At 34.0% G+C, this 23,793-nt stretch carries 21 protein-coding genes; 18 read left to right on the top strand and 3 right to left on the bottom strand.

The features are described from left to right. The first annotated feature begins 97 nt into the window (after positions 1–97). From dnaN to gyrA, 8 genes are read left to right on the top strand one after another with little or no spacing between them, the layout of a single operon-like run. Positions 98–1,195 (top strand): DNA polymerase III subunit beta, encoded by a 1,098-nt coding sequence (gene dnaN, locus E5Z56_RS04745; RefSeq protein WP_138156766.1) that lies wholly within the window; start codon positions 98–100, stop codon positions 1,193–1,195. After that, on the top strand, positions 1,195–1,413 hold the full coding sequence (locus tag E5Z56_RS04740; RefSeq protein ID WP_138156765.1) for an RNA-binding S4 domain-containing protein: 219 nt from the start codon (positions 1,195–1,197) through the stop codon (positions 1,411–1,413). The genes dnaN and E5Z56_RS04740 overlap by 1 nt, the downstream gene beginning before the upstream one ends. Continuing rightward, on the top strand, positions 1,410–2,513 hold the full coding sequence (gene recF / locus E5Z56_RS04735; RefSeq protein ID WP_138156764.1) for a DNA replication/repair protein RecF: 1,104 nt from the start codon (positions 1,410–1,412) through the stop codon (positions 2,511–2,513). Before E5Z56_RS04740 ends, recF begins: the two co-directional genes overlap by 4 nt. Positions 2,514–2,515: 2 nt before the next feature. Next, complete coding sequence (remB, locus tag E5Z56_RS04730) at positions 2,516–2,767, top strand: extracellular matrix regulator RemB (RefSeq protein ID WP_138156763.1); 252 nt, start codon at positions 2,516–2,518, stop codon at positions 2,765–2,767. Between the two features lie 14 nt (positions 2,768–2,781). Next, entirely contained in the window at positions 2,782–3,348 is a 567-nt protein-coding gene (locus tag E5Z56_RS04725; RefSeq protein ID WP_138156762.1) for a hypothetical protein, read from the top strand. 9 nt (positions 3,349–3,357) lie between these two features. Further along, on the top strand, positions 3,358–3,669 hold the full coding sequence (locus tag E5Z56_RS04720) for an NnrS family protein (RefSeq protein ID WP_138156761.1): 312 nt from the start codon (positions 3,358–3,360) through the stop codon (positions 3,667–3,669). Between the two features lie 26 nt (positions 3,670–3,695). Next, on the top strand, positions 3,696–5,651 hold the full coding sequence (gene gyrB / locus E5Z56_RS04715) for a DNA topoisomerase (ATP-hydrolyzing) subunit B (protein ID WP_138156760.1): 1,956 nt from the start codon (positions 3,696–3,698) through the stop codon (positions 5,649–5,651). Positions 5,652–5,664: 13 nt separating this feature from the next. Continuing rightward, on the top strand, positions 5,665–8,211 hold the full coding sequence (gene gyrA / locus E5Z56_RS04710) for a DNA gyrase subunit A (RefSeq protein ID WP_232842482.1): 2,547 nt from the start codon (positions 5,665–5,667) through the stop codon (positions 8,209–8,211). 144 nt (positions 8,212–8,355) lie between these two features. Here the strand turns inward: gyrA and E5Z56_RS04705 are convergent, their stop codons facing one another. Together E5Z56_RS04705 and E5Z56_RS04700 are read right to left on the bottom strand one after the other, a co-directional pair. Next, positions 8,356–10,218 (bottom strand): glycoside hydrolase family 13 protein, encoded by a 1,863-nt coding sequence (locus E5Z56_RS04705; protein ID WP_138156759.1) that lies wholly within the window; start codon positions 10,216–10,218, stop codon positions 8,356–8,358. A gap of 196 nt (positions 10,219–10,414) precedes the next feature. Continuing rightward, the gene (locus E5Z56_RS04700; protein WP_175405377.1) at positions 10,415–11,353 is read right to left on the bottom strand and encodes a DDE-type integrase/transposase/recombinase; all 939 of its coding nucleotides are present in this window, start codon (positions 11,351–11,353) and stop codon (positions 10,415–10,417) included. A gap of 249 nt (positions 11,354–11,602) precedes the next feature. Between E5Z56_RS04700 and E5Z56_RS04695 the strand changes: the two genes are divergently transcribed. The 3 genes from E5Z56_RS04695 to dut all read left to right on the top strand — a co-directional run bounded on the left by E5Z56_RS04695 (position 11,603) and on the right by dut (position 14,799). After that, on the top strand, positions 11,603–12,064 hold the full coding sequence (locus E5Z56_RS04695; RefSeq protein WP_175405376.1) for a cell division protein ZapA: 462 nt from the start codon (positions 11,603–11,605) through the stop codon (positions 12,062–12,064). 11 nt (positions 12,065–12,075) lie between these two features. Continuing rightward, on the top strand, positions 12,076–14,130 hold the full coding sequence (locus E5Z56_RS04690) for a U32 family peptidase (protein ID WP_138156756.1): 2,055 nt from the start codon (positions 12,076–12,078) through the stop codon (positions 14,128–14,130). 225 nt (positions 14,131–14,355) lie between these two features. Further along, positions 14,356–14,799 (top strand): dUTP diphosphatase, encoded by a 444-nt coding sequence (gene dut / locus E5Z56_RS04685; RefSeq protein WP_138156755.1) that lies wholly within the window; start codon positions 14,356–14,358, stop codon positions 14,797–14,799. Between the two features lie 274 nt (positions 14,800–15,073). On the opposite strand, the gene E5Z56_RS04680 is transcribed toward dut, so the two are convergent. Further along, positions 15,074–16,249, bottom strand: coding sequence for an IS110 family RNA-guided transposase (locus tag E5Z56_RS04680; protein ID WP_138156754.1), 1,176 nt, complete (start codon positions 16,247–16,249; stop codon positions 15,074–15,076). Positions 16,250–16,507: 258 nt separating this feature from the next. On the opposite strand from E5Z56_RS04680, the gene E5Z56_RS04675 reads away from it, so the two are divergent. From E5Z56_RS04675 to hisS, 7 genes are all read left to right on the top strand, one after another. Next, a complete protein-coding gene (locus tag E5Z56_RS04675; RefSeq protein WP_138156753.1) occupies positions 16,508–17,515 on the top strand; it encodes a rod shape-determining protein in 1,008 nt (335 codons plus the stop codon). A gap of 61 nt (positions 17,516–17,576) precedes the next feature. After that, entirely contained in the window at positions 17,577–18,416 is an 840-nt protein-coding gene (gene mreC / locus E5Z56_RS04670; RefSeq protein WP_138156752.1) for a rod shape-determining protein MreC, read from the top strand. Between the two features lies 1 nt (position 18,417). Next, on the top strand, positions 18,418–18,933 hold the full coding sequence (mreD, locus tag E5Z56_RS04665) for a rod shape-determining protein MreD (RefSeq protein ID WP_138156751.1): 516 nt from the start codon (positions 18,418–18,420) through the stop codon (positions 18,931–18,933). A gap of 41 nt (positions 18,934–18,974) precedes the next feature. Further along, the gene (locus tag E5Z56_RS04660) at positions 18,975–20,978 is read left to right on the top strand and encodes a peptidoglycan D,D-transpeptidase FtsI family protein (protein WP_138156750.1); all 2,004 of its coding nucleotides are present in this window, start codon (positions 18,975–18,977) and stop codon (positions 20,976–20,978) included. Positions 20,979–21,239: 261 nt separating this feature from the next. Next, positions 21,240–21,986: a septum site-determining protein MinD gene (minD, locus tag E5Z56_RS04655; RefSeq protein WP_138156749.1), complete on the top strand. Its 747-nt coding sequence runs from the start codon at positions 21,240–21,242 to the stop codon at positions 21,984–21,986. Positions 21,987–22,042: 56 nt separating this feature from the next. Further along, positions 22,043–22,438: a methylglyoxal synthase gene (gene mgsA / locus E5Z56_RS04650; protein WP_138156748.1), complete on the top strand. Its 396-nt coding sequence runs from the start codon at positions 22,043–22,045 to the stop codon at positions 22,436–22,438. 51 nt (positions 22,439–22,489) lie between these two features. Beyond that, the gene (gene hisS, locus E5Z56_RS04645) at positions 22,490–23,788 is read left to right on the top strand and encodes a histidine--tRNA ligase (RefSeq protein ID WP_138156747.1); all 1,299 of its coding nucleotides are present in this window, start codon (positions 22,490–22,492) and stop codon (positions 23,786–23,788) included. Positions 23,789–23,793 lie beyond the last annotated feature (5 nt).

Here is a 23,793-nt window from a genome sequence, read left to right as displayed (position 1 = left end):
TCTACAAATTCACACACTCTAATACTACTACTATTTTAATTTACATATCAATTCATTTAAAACGGAAAATCTGCAAAAACGGAAGAAAGGTACTAAAATGAAATTTACTTGTTCAAGAACAGATTTAAGCAATGCTGTTACTTGTGTTCAAAGAGCAGTAGCAACTAAAGCATCTACACCTTCCCTAGAAGGTATATTAATAAAAGCATATGACAGTAACCTAAATTTATCAGGTTATGATCTTGAAATAGGAATTACAACTGACCTTGAAGTTCAAATTGATACTGAAGGTGAAATTGTAGTTTCTGCTAAGCTATTTGGTGACATTATCAGAAAGTTACCTGAAGAAGTTGTAACTATCGAAACTGATGAAAGAATGGTTACTTATATTACAAGTGGTAATGCATCTTACCAAATTGTTGGTTTGTCAGCTGCCGAATATCCTGATTTACCTAAGTTTGAAGAAACAGATAAGATTGTTATTAACGGTGGTATCCTAAAGGATATGATTCGCCAAACTATATATGCAGTTTCTGATAACACATCAAAACCAATTTATACAGGTTCTTTGTTTGAAATCAAAGACAAAATTATGACTATTGTTGCAATTGATGGTTACAGAATGGCTATTCGCAAGGAACAAATTGACAGTGACTCAGAAAACAGCTTTGTAATTCCTAAGAAAACTCAAAGTGAAGTACTAAAACTTATTACTGATGAAGAAGAAAATGTAGAAATTGTAATCGGTCAAAGACACACTTTGTTTAAAGTCGGTTCATTTTATGTAATCTCCAGACTAATTGAAGGTCAGTTTATTGACTATAATTCAACTATTCCAACAGGTACTGCAACCGAGGCAGTTGTAAATACCAGAGAAATCAGCTCAGCAGTAGAAAGAATGAGTCTTCTTGCCAGTGAAAAGATTCCATCCCCTGTTAAATGTGAATTTAGTAGTGATGAAATTAAATTAACTTGTAAAACATCTATGGGTAAGGCTAACGACAGTATCAGAACTACCATTGCAGGTGATGATGTTGAAATTGGCTTTAACAACAGATATTTACTAGATGCAATTAAGAATTGTGAAACAGACGAAATCAGACTAATCTTAAATGGTGGACTTTCACCTATGATTATTAAACCGGTTAAAAGTGACGACTTCCTATATCTAGTCGTACCAATGAGAATATCATAATGGAAAAACAAATAATTTTTATAGATACAGAATTTATTAAACTTCAGGATTTGTTAAAGTTTGCAGGACTGGTTGAAACCGGTGGACAAGCAAAAATCTTAATTCAAGACGGTTTTGTTACAGTTAATGGAGAAATTTGCACAATGAGAGGCAAAAAAATTCGTAACGGTGACAGAGTTACTCTTGATGATGACATTTTAGAGGTAAGACAGTCTTGAGAGTAAATTCTTTAGAATTTGAAAACTTTAGAAACTTAGAAAAAAATAAAATTTTTACTGACAAAAACACCAATGTTATCTTTGGAGAAAATGCTCAAGGTAAAACAAATTTACTTGAATGTATATGGCTTTTTTGTGGTGGACACTCCTTTAGAGGTTCTGCCGAAAAGGAACTGATAAATTTCAATGAAAAATTTGCAAAAATAAAACTTGAATTTACAAGTGAAGACAGAGAGCAAAATGCAGAAATTCGATATACAGGTAACAAAAAGGAAGTTTTTATTAACGGTGTAAAGAAAAAAAGTGGTGCATCCCTTATAGAAAAATTTTCTTGTGTGGTGTTTTCCCCTGAACATTTATCCCTTGTAAAGGCAGGTCCCGGTATTAGAAGAAAGTTTCTTGATGGTGCTTTGTGTCAGCAAAAACTTAAGTATGCAAAATATTTTTCTAAGTACAATCAAATCTTAAACCAAAGAAATGCCCTACTTAAAGATATAAACAAACATCCTGAACTACAGGTTACTTTAGAAATTTGGAATGAAAACCTTGCCTCTTTCGGAGCATATATAATTGCAGAAAGAATCAAGTATGCAGAGAAGCTAAAAGAAAATGCAAAGTTCTTTCATTCAGGTATTTCTAATGACAGAGAAACTCTTGACATTGAGTATGTTTCCACAATTAAAGATCTAAATGTGGATAACCTTGAAGAAATTAAAGAAAAGTTCTTAACTGAACTTAATAATAAATTAAAGGATGATCTCTATAACGGCTACACAACAGTTGGACCTCATAGAGATGATATAAATATTTTAATCAATGGAATGAAAGCAAAGAATTTTGGCAGTCAAGGTCAGCAGAGAAGTGCAGTACTTTCCCTAAAACTTTCTGAGGCTACAGTTTTAAGTGAAATTTTGGAGGAAAAACCTGTACTGCTACTTGATGATGTTCTTTCAGAACTTGACTCAAAAAGACAAGATTATTTGCTTAATAAAATAGATGGCTATCAAGTTTTTATAACTTGTTGTGAACATAACGACAAAAAGCAACTTCAAGAGGGTAAGTTGTTTGTTGTAAATCAAGGAAAAATTACAGAGGAATAGTTATGTATCTGCATTTAGGTGAAAATACAGTTGTTAGAACTGACAATATAATTGGGATTTTTGATATGGATACATCCACTATTTCAAAGTGGACCAAAGACTATTTATCTAATGCAACAAAAAATAAAAGGGTAATCAATGTTTCTATGGAATTACCGAAGAGCTTTGTTGTATGTAATGAAAATAATGAGATAAAAGTTTATGTTAGCCAGATTAGTAGCCAAACTCTAATGAAGAGAAAGAGTAATTTTTGAAAGGAAGTATTGTTATGAAATTAGCAAAGTGTCCTTATTGTGGAAGAAGAATGTCATATTCTTCAGCTTTTATGAGTAAATCAAAAGGTGAATACAAGTGCAGTAGATGCAAGAAAGAAAGCAATATTTATATTAACAAAAAGATATGGCTTGCTTTTATCCTTACCTTTATGGTAGCTGCAATTATAATGACTATTGTTATTATGAAAACTGCAACAAAAAGCCCATTTATGTTTTTGTTTGTAATGATACCTTTCCTTATTTTCTATATTTTTGTGCCATTCTTTGTAAGACTTAGACCACTGAAAAAATATAGAGAATTTGTCAGTCAACAACAGAAATTTATTAAGCCTGAGATTTTGCCACCTATTACAGACAGTGAATTTGAACAGAGTGGTCCTGTAATCAATACAGATGTATTCAATCAAATTAAGGCAAAAAGAAAAATCATTACTGAGGAAGAACAAGCAAGAACTAAGGCTTTCATTGAAGATGATGAGCATAAGGTAGAATCAGATACAATATCTAGAAATTTATTCAAAGACAAAACTGCGGCTTTTAACTTAAACGATAGAAAGTAAGGCAAAGTTATGTTTAGAAAACCTACCTGTCCATATTGCAAGGCAATATATACAAGTGATGAAATAAAGAAACAATACAATAACGAAAAAATAAAGTGTCATAACTGCAAAAAAATTTTTGTGGTAAAGAAAAACGGTGGATTGGTGTTGCTTATGACAATGGCAATTCTACTGGCTATTTTGATAAATATTTTTATGATGTCCGTAATTGGTGTAAGAAGTGTTATTCCTATGTTTATTGTGACAACAATAATAATAGTTATTGCACTTTTAATGAGGTCATTTTTCGTTAAATATAAGAAAGAAGATTATAAAAAGTAATTTGTGGTCTTTTTGGAGGAATTATCTTGGATAATATAAATGAATTAGCAAAAGTAGAAAATGAATATGGTGCTGACGAAATACAGGTACTTGAAGGACTGGAAGCTGTTCGTAAAAGACCCGGTATGTACATAGGCTCAACCGGTGAACAAGGTCTTCATCATCTTGTTTATGAAATTGTAGATAATGCTATTGATGAAGCTTTGGCAGGTTACTGTACAAAGATTGAAGTATCAATTTTGCCGGGAGATATTATCAAAGTTAAGGATAATGGTCGTGGTATTCCTGTTGGTATCAATAAAAAGATGGGTTTACCTGCTGTTACCGTTGTATTTACTGTTCTTCATGCCGGTGGTAAATTCGGTGGTGGTGGCTACAAGGTTTCCGGTGGTCTTCACGGTGTTGGTGCATCTGTTGTAAACGCACTTTCTGAATATTTGGAAGTTAAGGTTTGTGATGGTAAAGATATTTATTTTCAGCGTTATGAGCGTGGTAAAATAATGAATGACCTTGAGGTTATAGGTCATGGAACAGAAAAGGGTACTGAAGTTACATTTAAGCCTGACCCTGTTATGTTTACCGATACTACAGTTTATAAATATGAAATCCTTGAAAAAAGACTTCGTGAACAAGCATTTCTAAATGCAGGCGTTAGAATTGAATTAAGGGATGAAAGAGATCCTGAAAATATTATCTCAAATGAATATTGTTATGAAGGTGGCGTAAAGTCATTCGTAAACTTTATTCGTGAAAAGAAGAGTAAGACTAAAGAAATCAATCCTCTACATGATGAGGTTATTTATTTTGAAGCAGAAAATGAGGACCAGACAATGTCAGTAGAAATTGCTATGCAATATACTGATGCAATCACTTCTGATGTTCGTTCTTTTGCAAATAATATTCACACTATTGACGGTGGTACTCATGAAGAAGGTTTCCGTAGGTCATTAACTAAGGTTATGAATGACTACGGCAGAAGATTTAATAAGCTAAAAGAAAAAGACAGTGACCTAAAGTACAGTGACTATGAAGAAGGTCTGTTTGCAATTATTTCTGTTAAATTGACAGAAGCTGAATTTGAAGGACAGACTAAGGCAAAATTAGGTAATACTGAAGTTCGTTCAATGGTTTATAAATTAATCAAAGACAAACTTTCTCAGTATCTTGAAGAAAATCCTGCTATCGGTAAGATTATTTTTGATAAGGCTATGATGTCTTTTACTGCAAGAATTGCAGCACAAAGAGCAAGAGAAAATGTAAGAAGAAAGTCTGCACTTGACGGTGCAAGACTTCCCGGTAAACTTGCCGATTGTCAAAGTAAAGATTCAAGTGAAACTGAAATATATATCGTCGAAGGTGACTCTGCCGGTGGTTCTGCTAAAGAAGGCAGAGATAGAAAAATTCAGGCTATCCTCCCTCTTTGGGGTAAAATGCTAAATGTAGAAAAGGTTAGAGAAGACAAAGTTTATGGCAATGATAAATTAACACCTGTTATTTTGGCACTTGGTACAGGTATCAAGGATGACTTTGATATTTCTAAGTTGCGTTATGACAAGGTTATTATTATGGCCGATGCCGATGTTGACGGTTCTCATATCAGAACTTTGTTACTAACTTTCTTCTTCCGTTTTATGCGACCACTAATTGAAGAAGGTCATGTGTATATTGCACAGCCTCCTCTATATAGAATTACCAAAGGTAAAAAACATAAATATGCTTTCTCCGATCAAGAGAGAGACGCAATGCTTGCTGAAATTGAAGGTAAAACTGAAATTCAGCGATACAAAGGTCTTGGTGAAATGGACCCTGAACAGTTATGGGAAACAACAATGAACCCTAAAACAAGAACAATGCTTAGAGTTGAACTTCATGATGCTGAACAGGCTGATGAAACATTCTCAATGTTAATGGGTGAAAAGGTTGAACCAAGAAGAGATTTTATTGAGCAAAATGCTCGTTTCGTAGAAAATCTAGATATTTAAGGAGGGATAGAAAATGGCTGATAATAAAGATAATGAAATTTCAATGCCGGAAGCAAAAACCATTGAAGTAGATATTGACAGAGAAATGAGAAAGTCATTTCTTGACTATTCAATGTCAGTTATTGTATCCCGTGCACTTCCTGATGTAAGAGATGGTCTAAAGCCTGTACACAGAAGAATTTTATATACAATGCACGAAAAAGGACTTGAACCTAACAAACCATACCATAAGTGTGCCGATACTGTTGGTGCAGTGCTTGGTTCTTATCACCCACATGGTGATGCATCTGTTTATGATGCACTTGTAAGACTTGCACAAACTTTCTCAATGAGATATATGCTTGTTGACGGTCATGGTAACTTTGGTTCTGTTGACGGTGACCCTCCTGCTGCTTACAGATATACAGAAGCAAGAATGAGCAAAATTTCAACAGAAATGCTTACAGATATTGAGAAGAATACTGTTGACTTTATGCCTAACTATGATGACAGACTTGAAGAACCTACTGTTCTTCCTGCTAAATTTCCTAACCTACTTGTTAACGGTTCATCAGGTATTGCCGTAGGTATGGCTACTAATATTCCACCTCATAACCTAGGTGAAGTAGTAGATGCAATGTGCCTATTAATTGACAATCCGGATGCTGAAGTTGCAGACCTTATGGAGTGTCTTCCCGGACCTGACTTCCCTACCGGTGGTATTATTATGGGTAGAAGTGGCATCAGAGCTGCTTATGCTACAGGTAGAGGCAAGATTGTTCTTAGAGCAAAAACAGAAATTGAAGAACAGAAAAACGGTAGATTTAAGATTATCGTTAGTGAACTTCCATATCAGGTTAATAAGGCAAGACTTATTGAAACTATTGCCGATATGGTTAGAGATAAGAGAATTGAAGGTATCTCCAACATTGAAGACCATTCCGACAGAAATGGTATGCATATTGAAATTGATATTAAGAGAGATGCCTCTCCTCAGGTTGTACTTAATTTATTATTTAAGAATACTCAGCTACAAACTACTTTTGGTGTAATTAACCTTGCTATTGTTAATGGTGAACCTAAGATTCTTACACTAAAGGAAATGTTGCAACATTACATTGACTTCCAGGTAGAAGTTATTGTAAGAAGAACAGAATTTGATCTAAAGAAAGCTAAAGAAAGATGTCATATTCTGGAAGGTTTGAAGATTGCTCAAGATAATATTGATGAAGTTATCAAGGTTATCAGAGAGTCTAAGGACCAGGCAACTGCTAAGGTTAATTTGTGTGAAAGATTTGGTCTTGATGATATTCAAGCTCAGGCTATTGTTGCAATGCGTCTTGGTCAGTTAACAAATCTTGAAAGAAACAAGATTGAAAATGAACTAAATGAACTACATCTAAAGATTGATGATTTAGAGGATATTCTTGTACACAAAGAAAGACAGTTAAAGATTGTAGAAGAAGAAACTATTGCAGTTCGTAATAAGTATGCCGACCAAAGAAGAACAGAAATTTGTGCAGTATCAGGTGAAGTTGATATTGAAGACCTTATTCCTGTTGAAGATTGTGTTGTTACTTTAACACAGTTCGGTTATATTAAGAGAATTCCTGCCGATACTTACAAGATTCAAAATCGTGGTGGTAGAGGTGTTTCCGGTATGTCACGAAGAGAAGAAGATGTGGCAAAGGAAATGTTTGTTGTAAATTCTCACGATTTAATCTTGTTCTTTACCGATAAGGGTAAGGTTTATAAGATTAAGTGTTACGAAATTCCTGAGGGTTCTCGTCAGAGTAAGGGTATGAATATTGCCAACCTACTCCCTATTGACCAGGATGAAAAAGTTACTTCTATGATTAAAGTTGACAATATGGAAGATGACAAGTATCTTGTTATGGTTACAAAGCAAGGTATCATCAAGAGAATTGAACTTTCTGCTTACAATACTGCCCGTAAAGGTGGCCTAATTGCCCTTGAACTAAATGAGGGTGATGAACTTGCTTGGGTTAGAATGACTGATGGTAACGATAATATTATTGTTGCTACCGAAAAGGGTATGGCAATCAGATTTAACGAAAACGATATTCGTGCAATGGGTCGTCAGGCTCGTGGTGTTAAGGCTATGAAACTTGCTGAAGATGACCAAATTGTAGGTATGTGTGTTGCCCAAGATGATGATATGATTCTAACTGTTTCCGAAAAGGGTTACGGTAGAATTTCTAAGGCTACTGACTACAGAGTACAGTCAAGAGGTGGTAAAGGTCTAACCAATTACCACACAGATAAGTACGGTAAGGTTGCTGTACTACAGTCTGTTAACCTTGATGATGATATTATTATGATTTCTGAGTCCGGTATTGTTATTAGAATTGAAACTTCTTCTGTAAGAATTTGTAACAGACCAAGTAAGGGTGTTACTCTTATGAGAATCGGTGAGGATGATAAGGTTGTTACTATTGCTACAACACCTCACGAAAATGAAGAAGAAGCTGAAAAAGTTGATAATGAAGAAATAGCTGAAAATTCAGAAACTACCGAAACAGTAGAAGATACTGAGAATACAGAAAACACAGAAGAATAATTAAAAAACGAGGTGGCTTTTTAGTCACCTCTTTTTTATGTAAAAAATAAAAATTTCCACATTTTATGAGTATAATGTGGAAAACAAAAAGGCAGAGAATTTTATTTTCTCTGCCTTTAAAATTATATATGATTTTATATTTCTTTACATTGAGATAAATGCACTGCCCTTAGCCGGTACAACAACTCTGTTCTTAATAACTTCAGTACCCATATAAGGTGTACTTTGTGATGCTGAGAAAGGAATATCCATAATTACATCAACATCACCTGAATTAAATGCACAGTAAATGCCTGACTTGTTGTCATATCTTAGGTAAGAAATTACATTACCCTCAGCATAAACAGGTCTAAATTCACCGTCACAAAATGCTGAGATTGAACCTCTCATTTGACCTAGGTCTCTGTACCATTCTACAAGGTCTTTGTCTTCCTTACCCCATGGGAAACCACATCTGTTAAATGGGTCACGATAACCTTCCATACCGGCCTCATCACCGTAGTAAACACAAGGAAAACCCGGTAATGTGTACTGAATACCGGTAGCAATCTTAACTAACTGCAAACCAATTTCTCTTTGTTTCTTAGTTAGTTTTGTTTCTGCCTGCCACTGACGGTCACGACCGTTTAGTGGTTCACCGGCAATAACTGTTAAGATTCTCTCTGTATCGTGGGTAGAAAGTAGATTCATAAGAACTCTGATTACAGGTCTTGGATAATTTTCAAGTACATTTAAGATATTACTCATAACATACTTTGCATCAACACCCTTGCAGAAATCAATAATTGCATTTCTGAAAACATAGTTCATTACTGAGTCTAGCTGGTCGCCAAGAATAAACTTTCTTCTTGCACCATAGCTTTCTTTATTTGATGCATCTTCCCATACTTCACCAATAACAATGCCCTCAGGGTTTTCTGCTTTAACTGCTTTTCTTAAATTTTCTAGGAAAACATCAGGTAGTTCATCAGCAACATCAAGTCTCCAACCTGAGTTACCGTCTCTCATCCATTTTCTTACAATACCGTTTTCACCATTAATATATTCATTAAAGTTAGGGTCTTCTTCGTGAACTTCCGGTAGTGTGTAGAAACCCCACCAACTGTTGTAGTTGTTTGGCCATTCGTTAAATTTATACCAACTAAAGTATGGTGAATTTCTATCTCTATAAGCACCACCATCACCATAGTTGCCAAATCTGTTGAAATATTTTGAGTCGCAACCTGTGTGGCTGTAAACACCATCATTAATAACATGAATACCTAGCTTTTTGGCCTCTTTACATAGAGTGATAAAGTCCTCTTCTGTACCAAGCATTGGGTCAACTTCTGAATAGTCACCTGTGTCATAACGGTGGTTACTGTATGACTTTGAAATTGGGTTAAGATAAATACAAGTAACACCAAGTTTCTTTAGGTAATCAAGTTTCATTGTGATACCCTTTAAGTCACCTTGGAAAAAGTCGGTATTTGTAATTTCACCATTTTCATTAGGCCACCATTGTGGAAGACCATACCAATCATCCATTATTGTAATATCGTTTCTGCCTATATCTTTCTTTTCACCACTAAAGAAAAATCTATCAGGGAAAATCTGATACATAATACCACCAACAGGCCACTTTGGAGTATCAAATCCTTTTTTGTAGGAAGTAATCTGCCATGCTCTGCCCGGTGTATCGGAAATACAAGACTTTGTATCTACATCGGTAGGTATAATGTACTTTATGCCCTCAGGTGTATGAAGTCTGAAACCATGCCAGTAAAGACCTATTCTCTTTGGTACAAATTCACATTGCCACTTGTCATATTGGTCTTCGTGATTACAGTACCAGAACATTTTGTGGTATTGCCAGTTGTAATCGTAATCATACTTTATTGCTAATTCGGCAAAAGAACAGTTAAGGTCGTGTGGAACTCTAATTGTAATTCGTATTGCAGTACCTACTTCTACTGCACCGAATGGTGAACGATATGCTTCATTCCTTGAATCATATGGTGCTATCATTATTACCCCTCCTACTTCTGTTTGTACAGAAATCAACTATTATTATACTCTTGTTTATTATATATTTCAACATAATACTATTTAAAATAGGGAAAATTAAGTCTGTGTTGTAAATAGATATGACCCATTTTAGGGTAAAAATAAAATACGATTTAATATTTCGCTTGTTTTACTGAATTTTGATTATGAATATTAATTAATGAATGGATTTCAATTCTAACTTTTCACTCAATAACTGCATTGGACTCTTATAATCAAGTGTTCTCATTGTCTTGTTATTACTCCATTCCAAATGTCCTTTTAATTTTGTGTTTAATTCTTCAATATTTCTGAATGTTTCCCAATCATAGAAATATTTTTGGTCGTTTCTATGACTTCTTTCTACCTTTCCGTTGTGCCAAGGTGTTCGTGGTGGTATTAATTTATGATTTATACCTAGTTTGTTTAATTCTATTTCAAAAGGACTTTTCACTTCACTGCTCTGATATTTATATGTGAATTCTCTTCCGTTATCTGTTTGAATAGTCTGTATTTTAAACGGAAATTCTTTCAATAACATTTTCAAGAATTTGGTTGAGTTTTCAGGTGTGTGTTCTTCAAACCCATATACAAATCTCATCCTTGTACATTCATCTATTGCAGTCCATTGATAAAAATGCTTTCCGTCCCTTAAAGCCTTACCTCTTAAGCAATTATATGGCACTTCTTTTACATCTATCTGCACCTTTTCTCCAGGTATTAACAGTTCCGGATATCTTCTATGCTTACGGCTCTTTTTCTTTGTCTTTTTATATTTTACTAAGCCCATTCTTTTAGCTGCATATATCATTCCTGAGTAGCTTCTTGTATATCCTTTTCTCTTTAAATCACTGTATACTCCATCCCATCCATATCTTTCATAGCACTTTTTGAAAGAATTTCTAATTTGTCTTTCTTCTCTTTTTGTGTGCCTGTTAGGATGACTATGTGGTCTGTGTGATTTAGGCAATAGCGATTGCCAGGTACCGTCATATTGTTTACACCATCTCTTTACGCTTGAAAGACTTACACCGTACATTCTACTTGCTTTGCTTTTTCCTTTTCTTAGTGCGTATTTTACTATGGCTTGCTTTTTCTTTGCTTCTTGTGTTATCATATTCATGAGGAGTACTTCTTTCTTAGGTTAATGTTTTTTTAGCGATTCCATTATACCATATTTTGAAGTTACTCCTCTTTTTTATTGGGTCATATCATTTTAACACATACAATACTATTTAAAATAGGGAAAATTAAGTAACAAAACCGATAGAATGATTACAATATTAATACATTACTTTTTCTTATGAAGAAAAAAGATTATAATGATATTATAGAAAATATGCGTAAAAGAAAGGTAGTGTCCATTATGGGAAGACAGGTAGTTTTTGTAGGGGGAAAAAGATTTACTATTATCACTGATGAAAGTGAAGAATATATGAAGAACATTGTGGAAAGACTTGATACAAGACTTCGTTCTATTATTTCCACAAATCCTAAGCTGGATAAGGACTCAGCAGCACTTTTGGCTTCTCTTGATTACTGTGATGAAGAATACAAAATCAAGAAGAAACTTGATGAAAACAAGGACCAGATGAAACAGTATCTTAGTGAGATTACTCGACTACATATGGAAATTGACAGCCTAAAGAGAGAAAAGAAAGAAATGCAAATGAAAATCAACAAGATTCTTAATGTTGACCCTGATGATGTTGTTACTGAAAAACCATCAGAAAAGAAAATTATTGCAACAGGAAAAATTGAAAAGTCTGTACCTAAGATTCTTGGTGGTGCAGTTCAGCAAAGTCTTTTCAACAATACTAAGAAATAAGAGTAAAGTATATGAAAAAAATTGAAATTTTAGCTCCGGCAGGTAGCTTTGAGTCAGTTATTTCTGCAGTAAGAAGTGGAGCTGATGCAGTTTATCTTGGTTTACAAGATTTTTCTGCAAGAAAAGAAGCAAAGAACTTTTCTTTTGAAGAGTTAAAAGAAACAACTTCATATTGTCATATTAGAAATGTTAAAGTCTATGTAACAATGAACACACTTATCTTTGACAGAGAATTGGAAGATGCATTAGAGTGTGTGAAAAAGGCTTGTGAATGTAACATTGATGCACTTATTGTACAGGATATTGGTTTTGCTAATATGGTACACAAGGCTTGTCCTAGTCTTCATTTACATGGTTCAACTCAAATGAGTGTTCATACTTTAAGTGGTGCAAAATTACTGAAAGAAATGGGCTTTACCAGAGTTGTCCTTAGTAGAGAAATGTCAAGAGAAGAAATTAAGTATATTGCAGATAACCTTGATATTGAACTTGAAATATTTGTCCACGGTGCATTATGTATGTGTGTCAGTGGTCAATGTTATTTTTCTGCTATGCTTGGTGGTAGAAGTGGCAACAGAGGTTACTGTGCTCAGACCTGTAGATTGCCTTTTAAGGTTGACGGTTGTGACCATGCACTAAGTCTAAAGGATAATTCTATTATTTATTACCTTGATGATATGGAAAGTATAGGTGTAACTTCAGCTAAAATTGAGGGTAGAATGAAACGCCCTGAATATGTTGCATCAGCAGTTAAGGCTTGTTATGAAAAGAGAGAAAAAGGCTTTATCTCTACTGCTACAATGGAAAACCTAAAAAATGTATTTTCTCGTACAGGTTTTACTGACGGTTATTATACAAATCATTTAGGTCACCATATGTTTGGCTATAGAAAAAAGGAAGATGTAGTTTCTGCTACAGAAAAGTTGTTTAGAGAAATCAGGACTTCTTATAAGGATGAAATGCAGAGAGTACCTTTAAAGGGAAAGTTTACACTTAGAGAAAATGAAAGTCCTACCTTTGAAGTAACTGACGGTAAAAATGTAGTTATTACTACTTGTGATGATGTTAAGGGTGAAAAGGCTCTAAAAGTAGCTTTAAGTGAAGAAAAAGCAGTTTCTCAGCTTTCTAAGACAGGTGGTACACCATATTACTTTAGTAATATCGAAACTGAAATTGATGAGGGTATTACTGTGCCAATCTCTTTCCTAAACAAAATCAGAAGAGAAGTTCTAGGTATTATGGATAGTAAAAGGGATTTTGATTATAATTATAACTTTACTATGCCTGAAATTGACTTTACACCGGCAGACCAGAGAATTACCGAAAAAAGAGCAGAAGTAAGAAAAATTGATGATAAAATCGGTAATGACTATGACTTAATCTTTGTACCTATCACAATCAGTGATGAAGATTTAGAAAAAGTTAAGAAAAAATGCAGTAAAATCGGTATTTCTGTACCTAGAGGACTTTTTGGCAGAGAAGATAAGATTATAGAAAAGCTAAAAGAATTTAAGGCAAAGGGTATCAATGATACTTTGTGTAATAATTTAGGTGCAGTTTATTTTTGTAAAGAACTTGGTTTTAATGTTCATGGTGGAGAATTCCTAAACATCACAAATACTGCATCTGTTTTGTGGGCAGAAGAATATGGACTTGATGATATTTTGGTTTCTATTGAAATTACTGATGAACAAATCAACGCTTTAGGTGGTAATATTAAGCGAGGATTAGTAAGTTATGGCTATATTCCACTAATGCTAACAAGAAATTGTCCTGTAAAGAGTGGTAGAAAAGACTGTAGAACTTGCAAAAAACATGGAAAAATGCAGGATAGAAAAAAATACGAATTTTCACTTTATTGTGACGGAAACTGTGTGGAAGTATTAAATTCCGTACCACTTAATATTCTCTCAGAGATTAATAAAAAGTTTTTCACATTTTTCACAATGGAAAAGTTCTATGTGGAAAACTCTGTGGAAAAGGTGGAAAACTACGGGGAAAACAATGGAAAACGGAGTCAAACCACAACATATACACGTGGAATGTACTTCAGGGGCATAAAATAGTGTGGAAAACTATTTTTGAGGAATGATAATAACTTAAGTTTTCCACATTATTAACATTGCAATGTGAGGGAAACTTTACAACCTTGTAATACTTCTTAAAAAGCATTAAAAAGTTGTAATATTTTATATAAGTAAAATTATTATTTTTTTGATAAATAAATTTAAAATTCAACATAGTTTTATTTTTGCAAGATTTAATGTAATTTTGCAAGAAGGAGTAGAAAAATGAATGTTCTTAAGATAAAAAAGTTAAAAGAAAATGCAGTTATTCCTAAAAGAGCAACTGAGGGTTCAGCCGGTATGGACCTTTATGCTTGTATTGACAGTAGTGTGGTTATTAATCCCGGTGACCTTGTAACTATTCCTACCGGTATTGCAATTGAACTACCTAGTGGAGACTTTATGGCAAATATTTATGCAAGAAGTGGACTTGGTATCAAACACGGTATTTGTTTATCAAACGGTGTTGGTGTTGTGGATAGTGACTACCGTGGTGAAGTTTGTGTCGGTCTTTGTAATGTTTCTAACAAACCATACACAATTGAACCTAATGAAAGGGTTGCACAGATGGTTATTGCACCTGTTTCTCTAATGAATGTGGAAGAAGTATCTTCCCTGGAAGATACAGTTAGAGGTGAAGGTGGTTTTGGCTCAACCGGTAAGAAATAATTACGGTTTTGTCACACTAATATTCGACTTGTTATTGTTGAAAACAAGGTGTTATTAATGTATAATACTTAAGCATTAAAAATGATGATTATTATACCATCAGGATTTATGAGATTATTATTTTTGGAAGACTAACTATTAAAAGTCAAGGCTATAATGAAGATATTTTGAATTAATCAAAAAAATCCTTTAGATCGTATTGGAATCGTAAAAATAGCATGACAAAAAAGAGCATCATAAATGGTGCTCAAAAATAAGATATTTATGAAAAGAATTAAACTGTTGGTTGGTATGGTTGTTTAGATTTCTCCATTGCAAAAATTAAGCGAACAAGTTTCTTTGTTGCATGGGATAATGCAACATTGTAATGTTTGCCTTCTGAGCGTTTCTTACCAAGATATACACCGAAAGATTCATCCCAGTAACAAACATATTTTGTTGCATTGTACAGAGCGTATCGTAAGTACCTTGAACCACGCTTTTCCATATGAGAATGGCAGTTCTCTAATTGACCGGATTGGTAGGTAGAAGGTGACATACCTGCATATGCAAGTATTTTATCAGCTGAATCAAAGCGATTGAAATCTCCAATTTCAGCGATAATCATAGCTCCTGTATTGTAACCGATACCTGGGATTGTAAGTATTGGAGAATCAATTTTATCCATAATAGATTTGATTTCTGTTTCAATTTCATTAATTTCAGTAGTTAATTCTTTGATAAGCTTAATAGTGTGTTTTAGTTCTAAGGATTTTGCCGGCATATGTGAACCAATAGAATTTCTGGCAGCATTACGAATTAGATTGGCTGTATCTTTACCATATCGTCCATGTGAATTTTCAGATAGCAAATTGGTAAGTCTGGTAAGGTGTGAAGATGCAATAGCATTAGCAGATGGAAATTCAGATAATAAGGCATAAACTGAAGCCATATGAAGTGTAGGAACGAGTTTTTCTAATTCAGGAAAAAGGATACATACAAGTCTAGAAATAGAAGATTTTAATTTTGCTCTTTCTTTTACTTTATCAAAACGGTATCTAGTTAGTGACTTTAGCTCCTCATTGTGGTATGATGTATTTGTGTAGGACTTTAAGTTCACATCAGACATAATCATAGAAGCAATTGTACGGGCATCAACTTTATCTGTTTTCGTCTTTCTAAGACTTAAACTTTTTCTGTATAGATTTGTATGTAATGGATTGATAATGTAGGTCGGCAAACCTTTATCAAGAAGAAATCCCAGAAGATTGTAACTATAGTGTCCGGTAGCTTCAAGTCCTACTTTTACTTTTGTTAAATCATCTAAAATGGATTGTACTTTTTGAAATAAGGTTTCAAAGCCTTCACGATTGTTAGAGATAGTAAAAGATTTAAATAAGACTTCACCATCTGAATTGGTAATAAAACAGTCGTGTTTATCTTTAGCAACATCAATTCCAATATAAATCATAATGAAAACTCCTTGTGAGTGTATTTTTGATACTGTTTAGACCACTGGTACTCCTTGCGATTGTAACCTCGTTCTAAATAAACCGTCATGCGGTATCTAACTAATTAACAAATATACAAAGAGACTGTGGTTGTAGCCTTTCAAAAACCATCAAGTGGTAGGAGATTGTAAACAATCCACAGTATCTCTATCATTATAGCACACAGACCTTGGAGAGGGTCTATAAATACTACTACTTTATTATACGAGGTAGATTGTATGTTTACTAAAGACATTGGCATTGACCTAGGTACTGCTAATACTCTTGTTTATATGAAAGGAAAAGGAATTGTTCTTCGTGAACCTTCTGTTGTAGCAGTTGATGTTCGAGAGGATCAGGTTCTTGCAGTTGGTGCTCAAGCAAAAGAAATGATTGGCAGAACACCCGGCTCTATTGCTGCAATTAGACCATTAAAGGATGGTGTTATTGCCGACTTTGAAATAACTGCAATTATGCTAAAACACTTTATTAGGAAAGTTGTTCATAGCAATTTCTTTTCAAGACCAAGAATAGTTATCTGTATTCCAAGTGGTGTTACTCAAGTTGAGAAAAGAGCAGTTGAAGATGCTGCCCGTCAGGCCGGTGGCAGAGATATTGAGTTAATAGAAGAGCCTATGGCTGCTGCTATTGGTGCAGGTTTGCCTGTTGGTGAACCTACCGGCAGTATGGTACTTGATATTGGTGGTGGTACATCAGAAGTAGCAGTTATTTCCCTAGGTGATATTGTTGCCCACAATTCTGTAAGAGTTGCCGGTGATAAATTTGATGATGCAATTATGACCTATGTTAAGAAAAAGTATGGTTTGACTATTGGTGAAAGAACTGCTGAAGAAGTTAAAATTAATATTGGTTCAGCATATCCTCATGAAAATGAAAAGACTATGACAATAAAGGGTAGAAATACTGTTGATGGACTTCCTAAGGATGTTACTATCTCAGCAGAAGAAGTTAGAAATGCCTTAGCTTCACCACTTGCAACAATTATTGATGGTGTTATTGATACTTTGGAGAAAACACCACCGGAACTTTCTGCCGATATTATTGACAGGGGTATCACCTTAACAGGTGGTGGTGCTTTGCTAAAGGGTCTTGATTTATTAATCAGTAGACAAACAGGTATGCCGGTGCATATTGCAGACAGACCACTTGACTGTGTTGCTGACGGTGCAGGTAAAAGGCTGGAAACTGTAATGCCTAAGGATTATTATAGAGATAGAAGAAGATAATTTTGCTATAAACCCCACTTTGGTGGGGTTTAATTAAAAGTATGGGTTACTGAGGTATAGTATGAGAGAAATTTTCAGAACAAAAAGTTTTAAAATTTTAATAATAACTGTAGTTGTGTTGGCACTTTGCACTATTTCTTCAACTGCATTTGGTACAAATATTATTTCCTCAGCAGTGGGATATATAACTACCGGTATGCAGAGAGTTTCTGCCACTGTAACAGAAAATAAGGGTAAAAAGACCTATAGTGAGTTGTTGGCAGAAAATGAAGAACTAAAGAAAGAAATTGCCACTTTAAGAACTCAACTTGCCGATTATAGCGACACTAAGGTTGAAAATGCCAGACTGTGGAAATTCTATGGCTTAAAGAAAAGTGATGACAGTTACGACTTTGTACCATCAACAGTTATAAGAAGGGATAGCCAAAGTAAATTCTATTCTTTCACAATTGACAGAGGTACTAGTGACAAAATTAGTGTTAATGACCCTGTAGTTTCTGAAAATGGACTGGTTGGTTATGTAAACAGTGTTAGCAGAAACCACAGTACAGTAACTACTATACTTTCACCGGACCTTTCTGCCGGTGGTTTTGATGTGAAAAGTAAGGATAAAGGCTTAATTTCCGGTGACCCTGAATATAGCGACAAAGGACTTGTTACTTTTAAGAAATTAGAAGAAAATAACAAAATAAAAGTAGGTGACCAAATCTCTACAACAGGTGTTGGTGGAGTATATCCTAAGAATATTTCAATTGGTAAAGTAAAAGAAATAAAGTACAATGACTTTGATACTTCTCTTTATGCAGTAGTTGAACCTTATGAAAATGTAAAAACCGTTTTTGATGTAGTGGTTATTACTTCTTTTAAGGGTCAAGGTGAAGTTTCTGCTAAGGAGGATTAGTATGGGTGAAAGAAAATATACCTTTCTAAAGTTTTTTGCCTATGTAATAGAGATTGTAATTTTTTACATACTTGAAGGTGTACCAAACCTTTTTCCGGAAATATTGCAAGGAAAACCACTTTTCCTCTTGCCTATTGCTTTATCAATAGGATTTTTTGAAAAAGAAATTCCTGCTATGGTTTATGGTATAGTTTGTGGTAGTTTAATTGATTTTGGTGTAAGTAGTCACTTTGGATTTTATACTTTTAGTTTGGCAATACTTTGCTTTTTTATAGGTTATATTGTGGAAAACTTTTTTAATTTATCATTAGTTTTCTTTTTGATAGTCAGTGTTATTGCCGTACCTGTTCTTATAAGTTTAAACTTTGTATTTAATTATATTGTTTTAGGTTATAGTGATTATATTACTTATTATGTAAATCATATTGTGCCTATTATGATTTATACATTTATTATTTCACCGATTTTCTATGGTATTAATAAGGTGATTCATAATAAATTCAGTGTTGTAAAATAATAATTAAAATTAAAAATTTTCCTTACAATGGAGGTGATTATGTGGAAAACAAATTGAACCGTAGAGGTATCCTTGTACTTGTAATTGCAATAGTTATTTTTGTCGGTTTTATGGTAAGACTTTTCTTTTGGCAAGTTGTAGATGGTGAGAAGTATAAAGAAATTGCAAAGAACAACTCCACATATTCATTGACTTCTAACAGAACAAGAGGAGAAATTCTGACAAGTGACGGTAAACCACTTGCCACAAACAAAACTGTATATAATGTGGTACTGAAAAAAGGTTATATTGATGATAATAAGCTGAATGATACTATTATTAAGGTACTTGATTTGTTAAAAACAAGAAATGAAAAGTGGATTGATAACCTACCTATTTCATACAAAAATAACAGTTATAATTTTAAGAATGACGATAACAGTAAGAAAAATTTGTCATACCTAAAAAGTAAAGAATTTTTAGGTTATTTGGATATTGATAAAGATGATTCAGCCGATAACTTTATAGAAAAGTTAGCTGATAGATATGATTGTAAAAATATTAAAAATGAAGAAGAAAAAAGAAATGTAATTTCAGTTAGATTTAATATGGAAAAAAGTAATTTCTCAACTACTAACGACTATGTTTTAGCTGAAAATATTTCTAATGATATGATGCAGATTGTGTCAGAAAATACCCAGAGTATGTCAGGTGTTGAAGTAGATACAGAAGTTGAAAGAGTTTATAAGAACGGTACTTTAGCACCTCATATTGTAGGTACAGTCGGTAAAATAAATGAAGAAGAATATAACGAAAATAAGGGTTATGAACTTAATGACCTTATCGGTAAGTTTGGTATAGAAAAAGCCTTTGAAAGTGAACTTCGTGGTGAAGTTGGTAAGGCTTATGTGGAAAAAAATTCTAAAGGTAATGTTATCGGTACAGTAGAAACTGAAAATGCAAAACCCGGAAATACTGTTTGGCTAACTATTGACAGTGGTCTTCAAAAGGTAGCTTTGGAGTCTTTGGAATATAATATTAATCAGTGTCACAGTTTAGTTGCCAATGATTGTGTAGCCGGTGGTGTTGTTATGCTGAATGTTAAGGATTTTTCGGTTTTGGCAGCAGCATCATTCCCTACTTATGATATTTCTAAGTATAGTGACTATGACTACTACACTTCACTTTCTAATGATGAAACAACTCCACTTTACAGCAGAACCTTTGATGGTGCATTTGCACCTGGTTCGGTTTTTAAGCCTTGTGTTGCTTTAGCCGGTCTAGAGGAAGGTAAAATTACTAAAGATTCTGTAATAACTTGTACCCAAGATTATGACTACTACCCTACTGATATTGTTAAATGTATGGGTTATCATGGTGATACTTCGCTTAATAAAGCACTTGCAGTTTCTTGTAATTATTATTTTGCAGAAGTCGGCAGAAGATTAGGTATAAACACTATTTACAGTTATGCCGAGAAATTTGGTTTAGGTCTCCCTACAGGTGTGGAAATTAATGAAAGTACAGGTATCCTTGCCGGAAGAGATAGTAAAAGTTGGACTGCCGGTAATACTGTACAAGCTGCTATCGGTCAAAGTGATAATGCATTTACACCGGCACAACTTGCAACTTATGTTGCCACAATTGCTAATAACGGTACCAGACTGCAAACTCACTTAATGAAGAAAATTACTTCATATGACAGAAAAAAGACCATTAAAGAAAATAATGAAAGCAATGTAGAGGTTAAGTCAACACTAAAGGTAAATGAGGAAAACTTAAAGGCAGTACAAAAAGGTATGTGGAGTGTTTGTAACGAAAGTGACGGTACTGCCTATGATGTATTCAGTAATTACGGTGTAACTGTTGCCGGTAAAACAGGTACTGCTGAAAACAGTGGTACAGACCATACAGTATTTATGTGTTATGCTCCATATGAAAAACCTGAGGTTGCAATTGCTGTTGTAGTTGAACATGGTTCAATGAAAAAATATTCAACAGATGTTGCAAAAGCACTTCTTGATAAATATTTCTATAACAAAGACTATACTCCAAGTGAAGAGTAATTTTGGCAAAAATTTTTATTTTGATGATTTATTTGTTATTTTGTAAGAAAATTTTTAGTGATTTGACAAAATACCAATGATTTTTTAAGATTTTAGTGTATAATATTTATGTAATAATTAATATTTTACATATAAAATTAATATTGATTATGAACATTAGTGTATATTTTATTCAATATGCCTAAATTTTAATTAATTTATTCTACACTATAAAATTTGTTTATCTTGCGATTTTGTGATAGAATGTACTAGAGGTGTACTATGAGTCAGATTATTGTTTTAGCTTCCGGTAAGGGTGGTACAGGTAAAACAACTGTTACCGTTAACCTTGCAGTAGCTTTGTGTAATAAAGGAAAAAAAGTATTATTAATAGATTGTGACTGTGGAATGAGAGGTCTTGACCTAATGCTTGGTCTTGATAAGAACCTTGTCTATGACACCAGTGATGTTATTGCCGGAAACTGTTTTACAGAGGATGCTATCTATAAGTATGAACCGGTTGATGGTTTGTATCTGTTACCGGCACCAATCGACACAGATGATGAGATTTCACCACAGGTTATGAAACAGTTTACTGATACTATTAAGGATAGTTATGACTATATTTTGATTGACTCCCCAGCCGGTATCGGTAGTGGATTTATAACAGCAATTACACCTGCTGACAGAGCAATTATTGTTACTAACCCTGAACCTACAAGTGTTAGAGGTGCAGTAAAGGTTAGACAAGCATTGCTAAAACATAATGTTGATAATATTAGACTTGTTATCAATAGACTGAATGTTAAAAACTTTAAGGAACTTGGTGTTTATCAAGATTTAGATGAAGTTGTTGATAAAAGCGAAACACAACTTATCGGTGTTGTACCTGATGACTATAGACTTGTTAGCTTTAGTCAGACAGGTAAGCCAAACTTAAACAATTCTATTTCTAAAGAAGTTTTTGATAGAATTGCCGATAGATTAACAGGCAAGAATTTACAACTTGCCTTTCCTAAGAAGTTTTAAATTTTTTTGATATATAGATAAGAAAAGGTATTTTAAGGATATATGGAGGTTTTACGATGAATATTGCACTTATTGCTCATGATGAAAAGAAAGAACTTATGGTTCAGTTTTGTATTGCTTATTGTGGTATTCTTAGCAGAAATATTATTTGTGCTACAGGTACAACAGGTAAACTTGTTGAAGAAGCAACAGGTCTAGAGGTACAGAAGTTCCTTGGTGGTAGCCAAGGTGGTGACCAGCAGATTGCTGCAAGAATAGCTTGTAACGAAATTGATATGCTACTATTTTTCAGAGACCCACTAAATCCAAAGCTATCAGAACCAAATGATATGAACCTTCTAAGACTTTGTGATATGCACAACATTCCTGTTGCTACAAATATTGCTACAGCAGAAGTTCTTATTCATGGTCTTGAAAGAGGCGACCTTGATTGGAGAAATATTGTTAAATAATTTACTTTATATATAGTATAGGCTATTTGTGCTTATTGAAAGGAAAGAGAAATGGGAGATATTATTAGAAAGATTAAAGGTACAGAAGACATTATGCCTAAGGATGTTTACAAGTGGCAATTTGTAGAAGATATTATGCGTCAACAGGCTGAGTCTTTTGGTTACAAAGAGGTTCGTACACCTGTTTTTGAACAGACTTCTCTATTCTCAAGAGGTGTTGGTGAAACAACTGATGTTGTTCAAAAAGAAATGTACACATTTTCAACTAAGGGTGACGCAAGTATTACACTTCGCCCTGAAGGTACTGCCGGTGCAGCCAGAGCATTCCTTGAACATGGTGTTCAAAATGACGGTTTACCATCAAAGCAGTATTACCTAACTACTTGTTATAGATACGAAAAGCCTCAGGCAGGTAGACAGAGAGAATTCCACCAGTTTGGTATGGAAGTTTTCGGTACACAAAACCCTGCAGCTGATGCAGAAGTTATTTGCCTTGCAAACGGACTATTTGAAAGATTGGGTCTATCAAATATCAGACTTGAAATTAACTCAATCGGTTGTCCAAAGTGTAGATCAGAATATCACAAAAAGTTAAAAGAATATTTTTCTAATTACAAAGATCAGTTGTGTGAAACTTGTCTTGGCAGATTAGACAGAAACCCTATGCGTATTATTGACTGTAAAAGTCCTATTTGCAGTGGTATTGCTAAGGATGCCCCTAAGGTGATTGATTTTCTTTGTGACGAATGTAAAGAACACTTTGAAAGCGTTAAGTCTTATCTTGATGTTGCAGGTGTTAAGTATGAAGTTAATCCATCAATCGTAAGAGGTCTTGATTATTATACAAAGACAGTTTTTGAATTTGTTTCAGATAATATCGGTGCACAAGGTACAGTTTGTGGTGGTGGACGATATGACGGCTTAATTGAAGAATTAGGTGGTCAGCACACTCCTTCACTTGGTTGTGCAATGGGTATTGAAAGACTACTGTTGTTAATGGAAAACAGTGGTGTTGAAATTCCTAAGCCTGAAACTTGTGACTTATATGTTGCATCAATGGGAGAAAAAGCTCAGCTAAAGGCTTTCTCAATTGTAGAAGAAGTTAGAAAGTCCGGACTATTTGCTCAGAGCGATATTGTTGGCAGAGGTCTTCGTCCACAGATGAAGTTTGCTGACAAAATCGGTGCTAAGTTCTCAGTTGTTATTGGTGACAACGAAATTGAAGAAAATAAAGCAGAAGTTAAAAATATGGAAACAGGAGAAAAAACTGCTGTTTCATTAGATGACTTTGTTTCAGATTTTCAGGATGTACTTATTGATGCTGAAACAAAGAAAATAGCAGAGATGTAAGAAGT

This window comes from Ruminococcus bovis (assembly GCF_005601135.1).
Lineage (GTDB): Bacteria > Bacillota > Clostridia > Oscillospirales > Acutalibacteraceae > Ruminococcoides > Ruminococcoides bovis.
Note: the sequence above shows the minus strand (reverse complement) of the source record. Positions and strands in the feature narration are given on the sequence as shown.